At 39.5% G+C, this 17,397-nt stretch carries 14 protein-coding genes, 2 tRNA genes and 1 pseudogene; 7 read left to right on the top strand and 10 right to left on the bottom strand.

Annotation, left to right across the window (positions count from 1 at the left end; translation table 11 throughout):
* Positions 1 to 149: 149 nt before the first annotated feature.
* From CK510_RS11370 to CK510_RS11340, 7 genes are all read right to left on the bottom strand, one after another.
* Positions 150 to 2,663, bottom strand: coding sequence for a GH116 family glycosyl hydrolase (locus tag CK510_RS11370; protein ID WP_095721812.1), 2,514 nt, complete (start codon positions 2,661 to 2,663; stop codon positions 150 to 152).
* A gap of 498 nt (positions 2,664 to 3,161) precedes the next feature.
* On the bottom strand, positions 3,162 to 4,394 hold the full coding sequence (locus CK510_RS11365; RefSeq protein ID WP_095721811.1) for a zinc ribbon domain-containing protein: 1,233 nt from the start codon (positions 4,392 to 4,394) through the stop codon (positions 3,162 to 3,164).
* Positions 4,395 to 4,485: 91 nt separating this feature from the next.
* On the bottom strand, positions 4,486 to 5,673 hold the full coding sequence (locus CK510_RS11360; RefSeq protein WP_095721810.1) for an MFS transporter: 1,188 nt from the start codon (positions 5,671 to 5,673) through the stop codon (positions 4,486 to 4,488).
* Positions 5,670 to 5,915 carry a hypothetical protein gene (locus CK510_RS11355; RefSeq protein WP_095721809.1) on the bottom strand — a complete coding sequence of 82 codons (246 nt, stop codon included), beginning with the start codon at positions 5,913 to 5,915 and terminating at the stop codon, positions 5,670 to 5,672. The genes CK510_RS11360 and CK510_RS11355 overlap by 4 nt, the downstream gene beginning before the upstream one ends.
* A 62-nt stretch (positions 5,916 to 5,977) precedes the next feature.
* Entirely contained in the window at positions 5,978 to 7,537 is a 1,560-nt protein-coding gene (locus CK510_RS11350; RefSeq protein WP_095721808.1) for an iron uptake porin, read from the bottom strand.
* Positions 7,537 to 8,163, bottom strand: a complete 627-nt coding sequence (locus CK510_RS11345; protein ID WP_095721807.1) for an FMN-dependent NADH-azoreductase — start codon at positions 8,161 to 8,163, stop codon at positions 7,537 to 7,539. Before CK510_RS11345 ends, CK510_RS11350 begins: the two co-directional genes overlap by 1 nt.
* A gap of 87 nt (positions 8,164 to 8,250) precedes the next feature.
* Positions 8,251 to 8,991, bottom strand: coding sequence for an SDR family oxidoreductase (locus CK510_RS11340; RefSeq protein ID WP_095721806.1), 741 nt, complete (start codon positions 8,989 to 8,991; stop codon positions 8,251 to 8,253).
* Between the two features lie 91 nt (positions 8,992 to 9,082).
* On the opposite strand from CK510_RS11340, the gene CK510_RS11335 reads away from it, so the two are divergent.
* Positions 9,083 to 10,012: a LysR family transcriptional regulator gene (locus CK510_RS11335; RefSeq protein WP_095721805.1), complete on the top strand. Its 930-nt coding sequence runs from the start codon at positions 9,083 to 9,085 to the stop codon at positions 10,010 to 10,012.
* Between the two features lie 143 nt (positions 10,013 to 10,155).
* Here the strand turns inward: CK510_RS11335 and CK510_RS11330 are convergent, their stop codons facing one another.
* The 3 genes and pseudogenes from CK510_RS11330 to CK510_RS11320 form a co-directional block, all read right to left on the bottom strand.
* Positions 10,156 to 10,344 (bottom strand): type II toxin-antitoxin system VapB family antitoxin, encoded by a 189-nt coding sequence (locus CK510_RS11330; RefSeq protein WP_095721804.1) that lies wholly within the window; start codon positions 10,342 to 10,344, stop codon positions 10,156 to 10,158.
* A 146-nt stretch (positions 10,345 to 10,490) separates the two neighbouring features.
* On the bottom strand, positions 10,491 to 10,892 hold the full coding sequence (locus CK510_RS11325) for a helix-turn-helix domain-containing protein (RefSeq protein WP_095721803.1): 402 nt from the start codon (positions 10,890 to 10,892) through the stop codon (positions 10,491 to 10,493).
* Positions 10,876 to 11,055 (bottom strand): annotated as a pseudogene (locus CK510_RS11320) (type II toxin-antitoxin system HigB family toxin); the annotation flags it as partial. The pseudogene CK510_RS11320 and the gene CK510_RS11325, both read right to left, overlap by 17 nt.
* Before the next feature lie 565 nt (positions 11,056 to 11,620).
* On the opposite strand from CK510_RS11320, the gene CK510_RS11315 reads away from it, so the two are divergent.
* From CK510_RS11315 to CK510_RS31680, 6 genes are all read left to right on the top strand, one after another.
* A complete protein-coding gene (locus tag CK510_RS11315; RefSeq protein ID WP_095721801.1) occupies positions 11,621 to 14,557 on the top strand; it encodes a DUF4912 domain-containing protein in 2,937 nt (978 codons plus the stop codon).
* Between the two features lie 92 nt (positions 14,558 to 14,649).
* The gene (locus tag CK510_RS11310) at positions 14,650 to 15,177 is read left to right on the top strand and encodes a DUF937 domain-containing protein (RefSeq protein WP_095721800.1); all 528 of its coding nucleotides are present in this window, start codon (positions 14,650 to 14,652) and stop codon (positions 15,175 to 15,177) included.
* A 141-nt stretch (positions 15,178 to 15,318) separates the two neighbouring features.
* Positions 15,319 to 15,399, top strand: a tRNA-Tyr gene (locus CK510_RS11305).
* Positions 15,400 to 15,494: 95 nt separating this feature from the next.
* A tRNA-Thr gene (locus CK510_RS11300) sits at positions 15,495 to 15,566 on the top strand.
* A 972-nt stretch (positions 15,567 to 16,538) separates the two neighbouring features.
* Positions 16,539 to 17,156 (top strand): TMEM165/GDT1 family protein, encoded by a 618-nt coding sequence (locus tag CK510_RS11295; RefSeq protein ID WP_095721799.1) that lies wholly within the window; start codon positions 16,539 to 16,541, stop codon positions 17,154 to 17,156.
* A gap of 13 nt (positions 17,157 to 17,169) precedes the next feature.
* A complete protein-coding gene (locus CK510_RS31680) occupies positions 17,170 to 17,337 on the top strand; it encodes a hypothetical protein (protein WP_211293169.1) in 168 nt (55 codons plus the stop codon).
* Positions 17,338 to 17,397 lie beyond the last annotated feature (60 nt).

Here is a 17,397-nt window from a genome sequence, read left to right as displayed (position 1 = left end):
GGAGGGAATTAGACTTTTTATTTTCCCCCCTTGGAAAGGGGGGTTAGGGGGGATGATTTCCGGGATATGAAGGGAAAACAGACTTGTGTGTACACAGTAGCCTTTATGAGGGGGGTAATTCCGAGATACGAGGGGAAAACGAGCAATTCCTATTCCTCACCTATAACTAAATAAATTCCCCAAATTGCCATTGCTCGTAGGTATGTGCTAGCACGGAAAGTACCGACGGCTGTAATGGCTTCGGGGGTACGGAATTGTAAGCCGTTTTCGTAGATTTGATTGACGACTGCTTCCGTGAGTTGGAATGCTTCCGCTTTCATCCCCATTTGGTGGAGAAATGCAGCTATGCCAAAGTTTATTCCCGTCCAAACTTCTAGTGGATGTGTGGCTTTGGGGTTTTCGGGGGAACCGTCGAGGTGTAAACCATTGGCTGCACCAAATTTACCGTTGTGGAATTTGAGGAAACATGCATCATAAACTGTTGCGAGGGCAGAATGGGCGCATTCATTGGGGACAATATCGGGAAGTCCTAATAATCGGGTATAAAATTGACCGCATAATTGGTCTGCCATGACGATATCAGAACCGCTTTCGCTGTCGAGTTTGTAATATGTGCCGTTCCAGAGTTTTTCTTGGTAAATGGGGAGCGATCGCGATAACCAGGTTTGGAATTTTTCGATCTGGCTATTAATGGTATGGAGATCGAGATTATTTTCAGAACTTTTGTCAGAGGTTTTGAGGATATTACCGATCGCGATCGCAGATTGCAAAGCAGCCAACCACAATCCACCACAGTAAGCACTGACTCCCTGTAAACGCCAATCATCAAAGGTTTGGTCAGGTGCCCCGGAGTTTTCCGGTATACCGTCGTTGTCCAGGTCAAATTCTTTCAAGTAATCGAGGGTTTGGACGATCGCATTCCAAGATTCTGCTAAAAAGTTGCGATCGCTTGCACCTGTCAAGATAAAATCTCGGTATACCTGGAGGACGAAATCGCTACCTAAGTCTTTCCAGAGGTTGCAATCTTGGTAAGCGGTATAATTTGTCTTTTCCCACACATGCTCGTTTGGCGCACCTAAATCGTGGGGTGTTGCTCCCGCAGTTTTCCGGACAGCCATTTGACTTTCTGCCCCAATTGTGTAGTAGTAACCAATGACGCGGGTTCTGTCATCACTGGCAGGGATAGCTCTGGCAAATGCTCGCATTACGGCTTTTTCGAGTTCGGGGAACAGCATTAATAACCCGAAGGAACCATACAAGCGCACATCTAAGCTTTCATACCAGCGATAATCCAAGCATTCTAATACAGCAAACTGTCCGTAAAGGTCTTTTTCTGTCGCGGCACTCCACAATGTTCCCCCGGCGGTGAGGTCGTATAATTCATTGAATAGAGCCATTTTGAACCAATCCGGTAAATCTCCACGGTTGAGAATTGGTTGCTGCCAAGCTTGGATTTGTTGCTGCCATTGTTGGTATTCGTCGAGTGCGATCGCGGCTAAATTCCAGGCACTATTTTCTCCCCGTCCGAAAAAGTCGGTGTAACGACGGTAATATTTAACTCCCTCGGCAAATTCGGTGATGGGGAAATTCCAACTCAGGGCAAAGGGAATTTCTAAGGTTTCCCCAGGTTGTAAAGTGATACGTACAGCTAAAGCGGAACCAGTTTGTTCGTCTACATTTGCTGGTGTGGTATCAACAATATTGGATAGGGAACCATCTTTTGCAAAACTATCCCAAATATCATTTCCTGTTCCCACTGGATTCCATCGGGTATGGTGGAATACTTCAACGCTGGGATGTTTGCGCGTTGCAATACACCATTCTCCTTCTCCTTCTTCTTGTGGTGTAACAATTCCATCCCGTGCCATGACGCTGGCAATTTTATCGGCGTTTTCAACTATAAAATTATAATTACCTTGACTTTGATTGAGGCGGGGTTGATATTCGTAAACTGGACTGCCATCGTCGCGAATTTTCACCTCTGGGGATTTGGAAGCATTGGTAAACCAACCCACCATATTTTGCCAGGTAAGCATGATGCTGAGGGTAATAGGTGCATTTGTGGGGTTATGTGCTTTCCAGACAAATACTGCGACGGGATAACTACTTTCTTGGTAGTTGTTTGCCCAAATTGGCGAAAACTGCTCGCAAGTTAGCTGGGTTTTTAATACATTTTCATACACAAACCAACTGCGGGGATATAAAGCGTGGTATGTTCCCGTTGTTTGGGAAGTCAGGAGTGAGGAGTTCTGAGTTGAGAATTGGGAGTTGGGAGTTACTTTGTCTTCTTTATCTGCTAAATTTTCGCTAGGTGGATACCATTTCCAAGCTGTGAGAGTGCCATTTTCGGGTATTGCGATGGATAATGCGTAAGCTTGAGAGGAATTGGTATTTTCTTCGCTGTTTGTGGATTCAAAGACACTAAATTGACAACTAGGGATATTTTGAAACACATGTTCCCCACCATCGATATGCCAGAAATTAAAATCCCCACGATGCGATCGCCCGATACAACCTGCACCAAAACCACCTAAAGGCATACCATGCCAGGGTCCATCATCAATATTACTAGGATAGCGGACGGTGTAGGGTTTTTCCCAACCTAAACCGATGGGACGTTGCCAAGCACAAGCTGGGATTGCAGAGGAGGGGTGATTTGTCATTAGCTAAATTTTACGGGTATAGGTAGTTCACGCTAATGAAGTTAACGCATTGATGGGATTTTTCTCAAGTCATAGGTAAAACAGTTATCGGTTAGTGGGGATAATGGGGAGAAGCAGATTATTTATGAACTTTGATTAAACTCAGGAATCCAAGAAATCAGGTTTCTCTCACCACGCAAAAATTCAAATCAGCACGACTGACTCAGAAACCTGATTTCTCCCCCAGCGCGAAAACCCTAAAAACCTCATATTTTTAGCGACACCAAGCATCCGGTAAAGGGACTTCCAGAAAATAAAATATTCAAATCATATATTCACCAACACTATCACGCGAAGGGTGGGGAGACCCCACCCCTACAATTATGGAGAATTTATTTTTTGGTGTTCCCTAAAGGAAGAAAAGCGGTTTATAAAGACTAAAAATTTTAATAGTTGATGCGATCGCACAAACTATTAAAGAGATATAAATTAAGTTAGGCAATCATCAGAAATAATTTGTCATTCAGGATTGTTTGATTCTTGAGAATACCCACACTCTCGACAATAAGACAAATGTTTATAAGTCATACTGTGACAGTTGGGACATTCAACATATTGATAATAACCACAATGAGGACAGTAACTATCATTATGTCTGATTTTTCTCGCACAATTAACACATCGCGACTTTTGAATTCTATTGGTTGCTTGGGATTTGGGATTTAAAACAACTTTTTGAGCAAGTTTGATAATTCCAAAACCAATTAGGGGAATCAGCAAGATATAAATATAATTGACAAGGAAAAGCAAACCACCCAGAATCTTACTAACAATATCAAAGATAAATTTAAATATTATCCCAATTTGGAGAAACTCGAAAATTTTCAGGATGAGGGGAATCAAAAATATGACTAGTAAATGCCAACTAATTAGAGAAACAAGTCCATATCTTCGACTTTGAGCAAATTTATCAACTAATAGAGCAACAATAATTAGTGGTAGGAGAAACAAAGACTGCAAACCTAGTTGAATACTAGGATGCCAAAAAGCAGCTTTCTGATAGCCCGTTTCAACTACCGTAAATTTCTCGCTATCTTTCAAAAAGGCTAAAAAATTAGAACTATCTGGCTTTGTGAGTAATTGATTTTTTAAATTAGAAGTTTCCTGATTCAGAGTAGAAATATTACGGTTATTCTCATCTAACTCTTGTTTGGCTTTTTCTGCACCAACTGCATTAATCGATTGATTACGAGGTTGTCCAGCAATTTTTTCTAAGAGTGAGGAATCATATTGATTACGAATAGTCCTATTTGCCTGTTCTAAATTACTAATTTTGGATTGTTTACTAGCAATATTTTGAATAATCTTTTTGTTTTCGGTATTGGCAACTTTATTTTTGATTCCATCATAGCTCAAACATACTTCTGATACCTTACCGAGACGAGATTTTTTAGCTTGCTGCGGAAATGAAAGATTATCTTTTTGTTCTGTTAAGGCTAATTTGATAATCTCAAAATCTTTATTTTTATTCGTTTCATTCCGGTAATTTTGCCATTGTGAATAACAGGGATAAGCTTCTGTCGGACTAACATGCCATCTGCTAACATCATCTAGCCCAGAAAATACATTACTCAGAATAAAAATATCAATTAAAATAATAACAATCAAACTAACTCTATTCAAGGGTTCATTATTGATTGTTCTGCTTCGATGAAAAAATTGACGAACAAAACGCTTGATTCTGACAAACATAAACAATGAACAGCTAAATTTCCTATCATCATATAACTGATTGACTGCTACATCTGAATCAGTTGAGATTCCTGAAAAAGAGCCTTGATAACTACGAAGATTTTGCTTTGATATTTCCCAAGCTAATTAATGCCAGTGCTGCCATCACTAACATAAATCCTCCTGCATATCCGTAGGTGGTAGCTAAACCGACTTTTCCACTTAGGGGTTGACTCAACAAAGGTGAGAGAAACTGTCCTAAAAATAGTGATGTTGTCACCCCACTAATAATTTTTCCTCGCATTGTATCGGGTGTGACGGAAATGAGGCAAAAATTCATATTCGGCATTAATAAACCTAAACCGGAACCTGCGATCGCAAGTCCTAACAATACTACTGGATAAGCTGTTCCCAAACTAATGAAGCAATAACCAATACCCATATTTAGGAAGGCAATGCCGTAAATGGCGGTAAAGCTGAGTTTAGCTTTGATTTGTCTGTACAATAATGAAGCCATAGCAGAGAACAGAGTTGCTAGTGCGATCGCAATTCCACTCTGAGATGCACCTGCATTAAATAATTGTTTGAGATAAAAGGGTAGTTGTACGGGTATTAAATAAAATACAATCTGGGTTAATATACCAATTCCGTAGGTGATAATTACTAGGTTGATTGGTAACTTGAGAGTTTCTGTAACGATTTCTTGATTTGGGTTTACAGTTTGGTTGCGTTCTGGTTCGCTCAGAAACAATAAAGCACACGGCACAAGTAGTAAAGAGAACGAGTAAATACCAAAGGGATAACGCCAATTTTGGTCAGCAATAAAACCACCAAATGAGAGGAAAAACACCCCTCCCAATCCCATAAATGCCGCTTGTAATCCTAAAAATTGCGCTCTGGCTGCCCCAATGTAGTAATCTGCGATTAGGGTTGTGGCTGTGGTCATTATTCCGGCAACACTAATACCTAATAATGCCCGTCCAATGAGAATTAAGTTTAAGCTATTGAGAATTAAACCGGAACTTCCCGCAATTCCGTAGAGAATTAAGGCGATAATTAATAAGGGTTTACGTCCCAATTTATCGATAATAATCCCAACTAATGGCGCACCTAAGGCAATGAATAATGCGGGTAAAGTGAGGGCTAATCTGACTAAATAATCAGCATTGGGAAAATTATTAAAATATTCCCGCATCGCAGGTAGAGAGGGGGCAATTGTTGCACCTGACATGACTGTCAGGGTGCTAATTACAAGTAGTGTCGCTTTGGTAAATATTGAGTTGATATTTGGTTTTTTCATAGTTGATTATCTTCCCCTTCCCGATAGATGCTTTCACGGCTAATTGCTTCATCTGATAAAGGTGGAACATTTGCCAAAGCTGGATTATTGTAAAATTCTTCTAACAAATTTACCCAATCTTCAGTTTGCGAGTCGTTTTCGATTAGTAATTGTAGGTATTGCTTTACAGTCACACCTCTGATTGCTGCTTGGGCTATTAATCGAGCTTCAGTTTCCGGTTTGAGGTCAAGTTGAATTGTCATTTGCTTATCCTCTAGTTGATATATCTAAATCCTAAGTTAACCTTGATAATGAGTTCAATACTCTAAAATGAAAATACTGTCCGCAAAGTACCACTAATAATCCTCCCGTTATCATTTTGATTGCTGGGATTTATGACAATTTGCAGTAATGGTGTAACCCGAATATTGTCATTTACTGGCAAGTTATAAAACATTTCATAATTAGTTTGCGTACTATTTCCAACTGCACTTTCAATAAAAGGTTGACCAATTGCAACCCCAAAAATACCTCCTTTGACAAACAAATCTTGTAAGCTAAATCCAGCCATCCAGTAATTAGGATGAATATCACCTAAGCTAGTATTTGGATAACTGGCATAACCGTAGCGACCAAATATACCAATTTGTGAATTTAAAGAATAATCAAAATTGACACCAATTCCTTGAAAACTGCTACCAAATATTTTCCCACCACTGTATTGCAAACGGACATTCACAGCTTTGCTGGGGGAATATTCTAACTCGGCAAAACCCTGATAGGGGTCGCCAAATAAACCTCCATCTGCACCACCTCCAGCATTAGGAAATAAGCGGATATCTTGCGAACCTCCTCCTCCAATTAAGCGTTGGTTGTCTGGTAGTTGATTTGTGGCATCTCCCCCTATATATGCGGCTCGTAGTTTTACGGAACTGCCTTTTGGATGCCAGTCTATTACAGCACCTGCACCTCCGGCTCTAGGTAATAAAATGAAATTGTTAGCAAAAGCTTGGGTAGAAAAATCTTTGAAGCTGACATTAGCATAGCGATTTTTGTCAACAAAATCGGGTGCAACTAATGCAGGTCCAATGGTAACTTTTAAATCAGAATTAGGGGTAAAAGTGTAATATAAACGAGCCAGACTAATTTGATTATTTAGTCCTTGGATTGAGTAGTCTAAAACGCTGCCAAAATTTGGTTCGAGAAAACCTGTAGCACTATCATTTGCCCCATCACTTCCGGTTACTAAGCGAATTTTGAGTAAATCTGTCCCTTTAAAGCTACTATTTAAATCCAAACTAGTGCGGTAAATTAAAGTTGAATTGGGGTCATTTTGACTAATTACCGCACCTCTAGGAGCAATGATTTTGTCTCCAGCAAATTCACCAGCATTAACTGCCATCACTACCTGTCCTGTTAATTTGCTAGTGGTGGAAAATTGGTTTGCTGAAAGTTCTACATTACTGGTTTCTAATCCATCAATTCTTGCTCGTAAAGTTGCTAATTCATCTGCAAACTCTTTTTGCAAATGTTGTAATGTAGTTAAATCTTCAGGGGAGACTAAACTTTCTTTCCCCGTACCAATTAGTTCATTAATCCTGTGTAAAGCAGCATTCAAACCAGCAGCAAACTCATAGCGAGTCATCGCATTTTGACCGCGAAAATTTGCATCGGGATAACCAGAAATTACTCCGTAACGTTCTACTAGCGATCGCAATGCTTGAAAAGCCCAATCAGTGGGTTGGACATCCTTTAGTTGACTGACGGCAGTAACAGGGATAAATTCATTAATAAATTCATTTTTGGTATCTGCAAATGATGGATTTATGATACCTAATAAACCCATCATAATTGTTGAAAAAGATAAAAATTCGACTTTTGGCATTAATCCCACTCTGTAATTAATGCTGTTAATTTTGCTTTAGCTGACTGTAAAGATTGTTCCCGCATATCACCTTTCATTGCTAGGTTTTCTGCATTCACAAAGTTAATATCAGTCACACCCATTAAGCCAAAAACAGTCCGAATGTAAGGTTCTTGAAAATCAAAATTAGCAGCAGGGGTTCCCGCAGGAAAACTTCCACCCCGTGCAGTAATTACTAACATTTTCTTACCTGTTAATAACCCTTCGTAACCACCTTTTTGATTAACAGCAAAAGTACGTCCAACCCGACAAACTTGGTCAATATAGGCTTTGAAATTTGCGGGAATGCTAAAATTGTACATTGGCACACTAAAAATATAGCGATCGCACTTTTGCAATTCGTCAATTAATTCGTTGGAAAGTTGCAGTGCAGCAGTTAATTCTGGTGTGTGGGTATTGGGGGGAGAAAATGCTGCTGCTATCCAAGTTTCGCTAACTGGGGGAATAATTTGGTGTCCGATATCTCGGTAGGTAATTGTGGAGTCTAGGTAACTATTTTTCCAATTTGCCACAAAATCACTGGCTAAAGTCCGTGAGTGGGAACGTTCTCCTCTGGGGCTAGTATCAATATGTAGAATCTGATTCATATCTAGTTTGTTCACTTTCTCAAAAGTTGTATTTTCGGGTATGTGCTAGTTAGTGTAATTACATAGAGCAAACAAAATACCAGTTAATTAACTAACTGGTAACATCTGCGCTAAAGCTTTTTCAAGCGCTTTCGGATCGCTCAATAACTGTGCAGCTAACTCCTTTGCCTGTTCACCTGGATAAACGTCCTCTACTCCATCCATAACTGCCTGTAGCGCATCCTTGACCACTTCTGTGGGGGGAACTTTTGGTGGAGGATAATCTTTACTCATTCCCGTATCTATTGTACCTGGCATGACACCAATAACAAGGGTTTTTTGGTTTGCCAACTCTGCTCTTACCCCTTGAGTCATGGAAAACGTCGCAGCTTTAGATGCACAGTAAGAACCATTTGCAGGTAGATTTGCTTTTGCCAACATTGTTAACATATTGATAATTGCACCACCACCATTCATTTTCAGAATTGGAGCAAAAGCACGACACATTGCCAATGTTCCCAAATAGTTAATTTCTATTTCAGTTTTAGCTGCTGATAGGTCTTTTGAGGCAATTAAACCCTGGTTTAATAAAATACCAGCATTGTTAATTAATAGGGTGACATCAGGACATTGTAATGCTGCTTGAATAATAGAGCTTTCATCAGTAATATCAAGCTCTATAGCTATAATTTTTGCTGGATATGTGGCTATTATGCTCTCTAATTTTTGCGTATTCCTGGCGCAAGCATAAATTTTTGATACTTCACTGTTTAGTAATCCTTGAATCCAATGACCACCAAGACCACCATTTGCCCCTGTAACCAGAGCCACAGCATTTTCAATTTTCATGGGTATATTTGTTATTCTCCTTTAATAATCTATGGTAAAGCTGGTGTTTAAGTCTAATGCCTTCTTTGCGGGGAATCGATAGTTTCAAAGCATGAATAAAAATAATATAGAATTGCGTCACCTGAGATATTTTTTGGCTGTAGCGGAAGAGTTAAATTTTGGTCGTGCAGCAGAAAGATTAAATATTACCCAACCATCACTGAGTCGTCAAATTCAAAACTTAGAAAAAGAGCTTAGTATCATACTATTTGAACGTAACCAACGTCAAATAAAATTAACTGTACCTGGTCAAATTTTCCTTACAGAAGTTGAGCAAATTCTTTTACGTTTTGACCAAGGAATACGAATAGCAAAGAGAGCTAATCGTGGAGAAATAGGTCAATTAATAGTTGGATTTCAAGGCTCATCTGTGTATGACATTATACCTATGTCGATTAAAGTATTTCGCGATCGCTTTCCCGAAGTGGAGATAATTATGAAACCTATGGAAACCAGCGAACAAGTAATTGCGATCGCAGAAAATAATCTTGATGTTGGTTTTGTCATACCACCAATCACTGATGCAAATTTAAAAGTGGAGATATTGCTGCAAGAACCTCTAGTGTTGGCTTTACCAGAAAATCATCCTTTAGCAGCACAATCAGAAATTCCCATTACTGCACTTGCTAACGAGCCGTTGATTTTAGCATCTAGTGATAGAGGTTGTGGGTTACACGAACAGATTTTTGATATTTATCAAAGAGTTGGTTTACGTCCAAATATTGTCTGTGCAGCTAAAGAAATGCAAGTGATGTTGGGATTTGTTGCTGCGGGAATTGGTATTTCTCTATTACCATCCCATGTGAAAAACTTCCAACGTTCTGGAGTTGTTTATCGTGTACTTACTCCTGATGCACCAATTGCAGGATTAGGTATTGCTTGGAAATCAGAAAATCTAATACCAGTATTGTCAACATTTTTAGAAATTGTTAGGTATCTAGCAAATACTCCCTCTTTTTATCCCGATAGCGATCGCAAGTGACATCGGGATAACGAGAAATACCTCTCAAATCAAGTTGATTGTCAATTATCTCGAAGTTATTCCCGTTGCGTATTTAACCAAGCCTTCAAATCGCCGTCACCGAAATCTCCAAAATTACGATCGCGATGTCCAGCAACGACCGATCACCTTGCCTTGTGGTCGAAATCCTCGGAGAATTGAATTTGCCCCGCGAGGTCGAGAAGGTTTTTTTTGCGGCGCGATCGTACCAGTTCTTTCAGAGCAAGACTTAACAATTCCTCTTGCGTAGAAAGATTGGTAAGTTCAAGGGCTTCGTTAAGAAGAGACTCATCAAGGTTTAGCGTAATTTGCATAGCTGCTGTATTGCTGATTCTAAAGTCTAATCTAAATTATAGCGATTCACCTTCTTTGTAGCGAAAAACCACAACGCCGCGTTTTCCTCTTACCCAACCCTCTTCAACTATCTAGAGTAGCTGATACTTATTCTCATTTTAAAAACTCATATAAATACACCAGCATCGACTTGAAAAAAATCTCCTAAAGCTTTAGCTTGTGCTTTGCTAATTTCCCGTTTCCCGTTCACGACTTCTGAGACAATACCTTTAGACCCAATTACACCAACCAAATTTGATTGTTTAATATCTCTTTGTTCCATCAAGAAAAGTAACATAGAATGAGGTGTAGAAGAATTTCCTGGCGAATAGTATTCCTTTTCAAATTTATCAATTAAAGTAATTAGTAAGTCGTAGAGTTCATCTTCTTCGAGACTGCGACTTTGTTGATGCATTAACTTTTCAACAATCGCTAAAGCCTTTTCATTCTCTTCTTCAGTTCTAATTATTTTTGGTTGATACTCAACTAAGAGTTCTCGATATTTCTGTGAATTAAAAATAAGGGTCATTTTTCCAATTTGCCTTATCATACTCAGCATGAGTTAGAATATTTTTAATATAAATTAACTGTTTTTCACAATCAATACTCAAGATTAATCTATATTTGTTTCCTTTAATATTGAGAACAGTAAAATTGCTCACAGCTTCCGCTTTGGGACAAATAGATTGCAGTATCCCATTTACCAAATAATTGGAGATGTTAAACAATTTACGCGATACCTACAGTAAGCTTCACTAACGCACTTTTCTAATACACGGTTAGTCAGTTACCCAATTATTGTAGGTTGGGTGAAGGCTTTGCGTAACCCAACATATGATACGAGGAAAATAAACATTCATGAAATCACAAAAATATCATCTATCTTTAGAGTGATTATCTATAAAAATTAAGATAATTTCATCCGATACACTGAATGTAGTTTTATGACCAAGTATTGACAAATCGAAACATATAGTAAATTTCAAGCCGGATGTATTAAAAGAATCTGACGAAATTTGATACAGTTCTGGGAAGTGGGGAGAATTTAAAATCAAGCACAGGGGTGAATGTGACTTGCATAACCTTTGCTTTTTTTGGTTAAATCAGCAATAAAGTTTTTTTAACGATGTGGTACGTAACTAATTTTATAGTTGCAAGCGACATTAATTTGGTATTCTTAATTCCCAAACAGTTCCAAATCGGCTATTAGTTCGAGATTAACAATAACAATATGAAATCCACAAAGGAGCCAGTCGAGTGTCTCGCAAACAGAGTTCTCTATCCGCGATCGCAATATTATTTAGCTTGGCTGCTGCGACTCCCTCAGTAGTCTCATTTACAGTTTCTCCTGTAATTGCTCAATCAACAAGCACCAATGCTACCTTTCCACTACCGAAAGATGTTCCCAATGGTACGGTTGTACGAGTGAACGGTTCGAGTAGCATGGCAAAAATCAATGAAGCACTAGCGCAGAAGTTTAAAACTCAGTATAAGGGAACTGATGTTAAAGTCACCTATGACGGAACCAATGCAGCATTGAAAGGTGTTTTAGATGGTAAATCAGATTTGGCTGGAATTGGTCGTCCATTGACGGATGGGGAGAAAGCCAAAGGTTTGGTTGCAACTTCCGTATCCCGAAATAAAATTGCCATGTTTGTGGGTAAGGATAATCCCTGGAAAGGTGGTTTAACAATCAATCAATTTGCTCAAATGTTCCGTGGGGAAGTTACTGACTGGTCAAAAATCGGGGGTAAAGCTGGTAAAATTAGGGTGATTGACCGTCCCGATGGTAGCGACACCAGAAAAGCTTTTCAAAATTATCCTGTATTTAAAAAAGCTCCCTTTAAAGCGGGAAATAATGCTGTTAGGTTAAAAGCAGATAGTACAGATGCGGTTATTAAAGCATTAGGGAAAGATGGAATTGGATATGCGATCGCAGATCAAGTTGTGAATAATCCGAATCTGCGAATTGTGGCAATGCACAATGTTGCACCAACTGACACCCGTTATCCCTTTTCCCAACCTTTGATGTATGTTTATAAGGGAACGAAGCCTAGCCCTGCTGCACAAGCATTTTTAGGTTATGCAACAGCTGGCGAAAATCAGCAAGTAGTCGAAAAAGCCAGAGCGGAAGCAGCAAAATCAAATACTACCGTCGTAGCACCACTCAACGCTCCTAAGCAAGTAGAAGCAAATAATTCTGCCAATTCCGGTAATACGGGAACATCAACATCTAGAGAACAGAATTCCCCAGGAAATGTAGCGACTGCACCCAATACTATTGCTGATCCAAATATTAATCCAAATATTAATCCAAGCGAATCAGAGAATCAATTACCTTGGTGGCTATTATTTATACCTCTTTTGGGAGGATTACTATGGTGGGTAATGAAAGGGCTTGGTTCCCCCATTGCAGGAGTTGCACCAGTTGCAGGAGCAGTGGCAGTGGCAGCAGTGCCATCAAAAACCCGTGATAGTCGGATTATTCTCACTCCTCGTAACCCTAATGAAGGATATGCATATTGGGAAATTCCCGAAGTTGTGAAGGAAGACTTGCGACGACAAGGAAAGCGGGGAATGAAGTTGCGTTTATACGATGTCACTGACGTTGATGGCATAGATTCACACAACCAAAATCAGACGCTGGTTGGGGAATATAATTGTCAAGAACGGGAAACCGATTTAAATGTTGGTATTCCTGCGAGTAACCGGGATTATGTTGCCGAGATTGGTTACGAAAACAGCGATGACACATGGTTGCAGGTTGCATGTTCTGAAAAAGTACATGTTCCTGCATTTTTAGATACTGGTGTAGATAATAGCGAAATATCTGCGACATCTTTTGTAGATGAAGAAATAAATGAAGAACAATTGCAGGCTAGTTCGCTTTGGGGTGATACCGATGTTGCGACAGTTAGACCAACATCTTTTATTCAAACTACTCCCCCTAGCAATATTAACCCAAATCTAGACTCAAATTTAGACCTAAATCTCGACCCAAATCCAGTTTCCAGCAATCTATTCTCAAGTTTAGCAGGAGCAACAGCAGCAGGAGCAGCAGTAGTTGGGGGAGCCATTGGAGGGGGTTATGCACTCAACTTCTTTGGAAAAAATCGCAAATTGGAAGTAGGGAATCAATCGGTTGATGAAAGTAAGGTAATTCTTGTACCCCGTAGTGCTGATAGTGCTTATACATACTGGGAACTCTCCGATGCAACTCAGCAAGAATTGCAAAACCAAGGTGTGAAAAAACTAGGGTTGAGACTGTACGACACAACAGATATTGATTTGGAGACACAACCAGCAGAAGCGATAAAGCAATATGAATGCGGTGTAGACAACGACTTGCACATTAGTATTCCAGCTTGCGATAAGCAAAGTTTAACGCCAAGGGCGTATCGCGATTACTTAGTGGAACTGGGCTACATTAAAAACGATGGAAACTGGTTGCCAATAGCACATTCAGAACCAGTACAAGTATCTTCCTCAATGACAGAATTGAGTGGAAGTAACCCCAAATCAAAATTATCAATTGAAGCTGTAAAAGTAGCTACAAACAACCTTGCTAATAATATCAGCAACAAAACATCAGATATTGGCAGGGATACAATGAATGCACCAGTAAACCTAGTAGACAGAACCACTAGAGGTTTTTCTGGTTGGATGGGAGAAGCTGCAAAAACAGTTGGAACCAAGCTGGCAGGAGGAGCAGCAGCAGTCGCAGGGGTTGGAACAGTGACTCATGCATTCTTCGATAAGAAGGGATTATCGCGGAATGGAGCAACCCTAGAACCCCTAGAACTCTTAGAAACTAAAGAAACCCTAAATCCTCAAACAACAAAAAAACAATGCCAAATCATCCTCGTACCGCGTAATTTCCAAGATGCTTATGCATACTGGGAAGTATCAGAGGATTATAAACAAGCAGCGCGAAATCAAGGTGGAAGTAAGTTTGCATTGCGAGTTCACGACGCAACCAACCTAGATATTGACAACCAACAACCCCACGCTACCCAAGAATTTTTCTGCGACGAAAACACATTCGATCAACATATCACAATTCCATTGTGCAATAAGCAAAGTTTAACGCCAAGGGCTTATCACGATTATATTGCCGAAGTCGGATACTACACCTCAGAAAATCGCTGGGTTCGCATTATTCGTTCCTTCCATGTTCGCATCAAACCCCAGTAGAGACGACCCATCGGGTCGTCTTGGTCGTCTTCTTCCCCATTAATTATCCCCCATTCCCCATTAATTATATTCCCCATTTCAGGAGATTTCCCATGAGTATTTTCTTCGATCTTCTCAGCGCAATCAACAATCCCAATCAGCAAGCAAATGTTTCCCAACTATCTTCGATCATCAACTCAGTTCAAAACTTGACCACAAATCAAGGAATCGATAAATCACAACTACAAAGCATCATGTCCATCGTCGGCAATCAAATTCGTCCCGCACTACAACAGCAGGAAGCTATTATCGGCAAAGGTAGACTAGAGAACCTTGTTAGCCAAGTTGTCATCTCAGGGGGAGAAAGTGCATTACAATCCCTATTCTCACCCCAACTAATGCAGCAAATCGCCGAAACCGTCACCAAACAAACAGGAATGAATTCTAACCTGATCCAATCAGCACTACCTACCCTGACCTCTGCCGTATTAAGTCTATTACAAATGGGCGCTCCTCAAACAGGTGCTTGGGGAAACTCTAACCCCTTACTCAACTCATTTTTAGACACCGATAGCGACGGAGATACAGACTTAGGTGACGTGATGAAATTTGCCAATCGCTTTCTAAACCCTGCTGTATAAGGACTAAGGATTAGGGGAAAGGGTAAAATTAACACATTCAAAATTCCCAATACCCAATCCCCAATCCCCAAATTAAACTTTATTCTCCAAGTACTTGTAATTAATTAGAATTGTGCTACTATTCATAATTGTGGACATCAAGGGTCGATGCCCGAGTGGTTAATGGGGGCGGACTGTAAATCCGCTGCGAAAGCTACGCTGGTTCAAATCCAGCTCGGCCCACCTCCAAACAATTAAAAATGGAAAATGCTAACTTGAAAAGTAAATTTTAAAGTTTTATCTTTATAATTTTTAATTCAAATAGCCTAATCCAACTAGCCCATGTAGCTCAGTGGTAGAGCACACCCTTGGTAAGGGTGAGGTCACGAGTTCAATCCCCGTCATGGGCTTTTACTTAGAATTCATAAATTCTAAAATCCCCTTAACCTTTCAAAACGCCTGTGGAGAACCGCTAAGACCTGGAGTAATTCAGGCACGTATCTGTGAAGCAGGAATCGAGTGACTTTTAGTCATGCGAGGTTCAAGAATCTATAATTTGGGATATTTTATTTTCCCAAAGTCCCTTAGTTATTTATACTTACAACGACAATCCCATCAAAACCGTAGTAAAATTACCAGTCTGAAGATTTTTTTATTTCTATTTTAATTATCACCAGTATTCCTACGCGTAACCAGTATTTTCAGAGCTTTTTGCCATTGTATTTGTCAATTAAATCACCAAACAATTACAGAATTATTACTTAGCTATCATCATTCCTTTACATTGACTTTGGTATAATTACCTTAATGCAAACATTAGGTTTGCTCCTCACACCACACCATAGCTCCCTTTTTCGATCACGGAAAAGGGGGGCTTTTTTTTATTTTATTTCGGATTTACAGGGTTTTAGGTTTTCTTCAGATACCTTCTACAACCTGAAATCTGCTGTATTTTCTAATAACTAGATTTTCATTTTCTTATCATTATTTATCTTCTGGTTTCATATTTTTATCATTATGTTCAAACTAAGATTTAAATCTAAACAAATTGCTGTGCGATCGCTTTACTAAGAGTTTAAATAGATGTATAATAATCTATATAAATGAAGGGGAGTAGCTGCTGATAAAGTTAGAATTATCTAATGAATTGTCAGTTCATTTGAATCAACATACTGGTGATGAGCCTGGTTCAAATGCCAAAGTTAGAGTTAATAGTTAAGCAAAATGGTAAATAGCAATTAACTAATAAACAATAATTGTAAGCGAGACCTTCACTAAGTTCACACAAATGTAAATGTGTAGAGCTTGGTGAGGTCTTTGTTAAATTAACCCAACTTAGATTCATCAAGCTTTCACGCCGCAAAAATAACGGGAGCTTGAGAATGCTAACAGCCTTTACTGCTGGGTTAACGGTGATTACAGCAACAGAATTACTCGATAAAACATTTTTTATTGCTATGTATTTAGCAATGAAACATTCACGGTGGTTGATATTTAGCGCAGCCACATCAGCTTTAGCCGCAATGACAATACTTTCAGTCGGTTTGGGGCAATTCGCATCATTCCTGCCCAAATCTACCGTACATCATTTGGAAATTGCTTTATTTTTAGGTTTTGGTCTGAAATTAATCTACGATGCCTATAAAATGCCAGTAGTAGATAATTGCGATCGCGTTCTCGAAGAAGCTGAGGAAGTAGTAAGTAAAGCCGAAGGAAAACTCGTAGCAAAAAGTACCGGGACAATCTGGCTGGAAGGATTTTTATTAACATTTATTGCTGAGTGGGGAGATAGAACCCAACTTGCGACTATCTCCCTGGCAATAGATAAAAATCCATTGGGAGTCACCGCAGGAGCCGTTTTAGGACATGCAATTTGTACTTTGATTGCTGTTACCTGTGGCAAAATGCTCTGTGGACGTATCACAGAACGTCAATTGACTTTTATCGGTGGAGGTTTATTTGTACTGTTTGGGATTTTGGCAGTATTTGAGAAAAGCTAGACAATTTTAGATTTTGGATTTTGGATTGGTTATTTACCCGAAAACAGTTACTTACCCACGTGCGATCGCAAATAACTTTAAAACCAATGATTATTCCCGTGTTTGCGCGAATCCTGTAGGGGCAAACGGTTGTTTGCCCGAATTATCTGCCCGAAAACAGTTACCTGACTTTTCCCGTTAAGTCTGAAAACATAGAGATATCAAGGGTTTCAGCCTACAAGACTATTGTCAAGAAATGAGG

The organism is Brunnivagina elsteri CCALA 953, from assembly GCF_002289455.1.
GTDB classification, from domain to species: domain Bacteria; phylum Cyanobacteriota; class Cyanobacteriia; order Cyanobacteriales; family Nostocaceae; genus Brunnivagina; species Brunnivagina elsteri.
The sequence above is the reverse complement of the archived record's forward strand: the minus strand, read 5'-3'. Positions and strand labels throughout refer to the sequence as shown.

Excerpts from the sequence above, each read along its gene's own strand:
- CK510_RS11310 (WP_095721800.1), top strand. The coding sequence starts at position 14,650 with ATGAGTATTTTCTTCGATCTTCTCAGCGCAATCAACAATCCCAATCAG.
- CK510_RS11345 (WP_095721807.1), bottom strand. The coding sequence starts at position 8,163 with ATGAATCAGATTCTACATATTGATACTAGCCCCAGAGGAGAACGTTCC.
- CK510_RS11295 (WP_095721799.1), top strand. The coding sequence starts at position 16,539 with ATGCTAACAGCCTTTACTGCTGGGTTAACGGTGATTACAGCAACAGAA.
- CK510_RS11360 (WP_095721810.1), bottom strand. The coding sequence starts at position 5,673 with ATGAAAAAACCAAATATCAACTCAATATTTACCAAAGCGACACTACTT.
- CK510_RS11355 (WP_095721809.1), bottom strand. The coding sequence starts at position 5,915 with ATGACAATTCAACTTGACCTCAAACCGGAAACTGAAGCTCGATTAATA.
- CK510_RS11350 (WP_095721808.1), bottom strand. The coding sequence starts at position 7,537 with ATGCCAAAAGTCGAATTTTTATCTTTTTCAACAATTATGATGGGTTTA.
- CK510_RS11340 (WP_095721806.1), bottom strand. The coding sequence starts at position 8,991 with ATGAAAATTGAAAATGCTGTGGCTCTGGTTACAGGGGCAAATGGTGGT.
- CK510_RS11335 (WP_095721805.1), top strand. The coding sequence starts at position 9,083 with ATGAATAAAAATAATATAGAATTGCGTCACCTGAGATATTTTTTGGCT.
- CK510_RS11370 (WP_095721812.1), bottom strand. The coding sequence starts at position 2,663 with ATGACAAATCACCCCTCCTCTGCAATCCCAGCTTGTGCTTGGCAACGT.
- CK510_RS11365 (WP_095721811.1), bottom strand. The coding sequence starts at position 4,394 with ATGTTTGTCAGAATCAAGCGTTTTGTTCGTCAATTTTTTCATCGAAGC.
- CK510_RS11325 (WP_095721803.1), bottom strand. The coding sequence starts at position 10,892 with ATGACCCTTATTTTTAATTCACAGAAATATCGAGAACTCTTAGTTGAG.
- CK510_RS11330 (WP_095721804.1), bottom strand. The coding sequence starts at position 10,344 with ATGCAAATTACGCTAAACCTTGATGAGTCTCTTCTTAACGAAGCCCTT.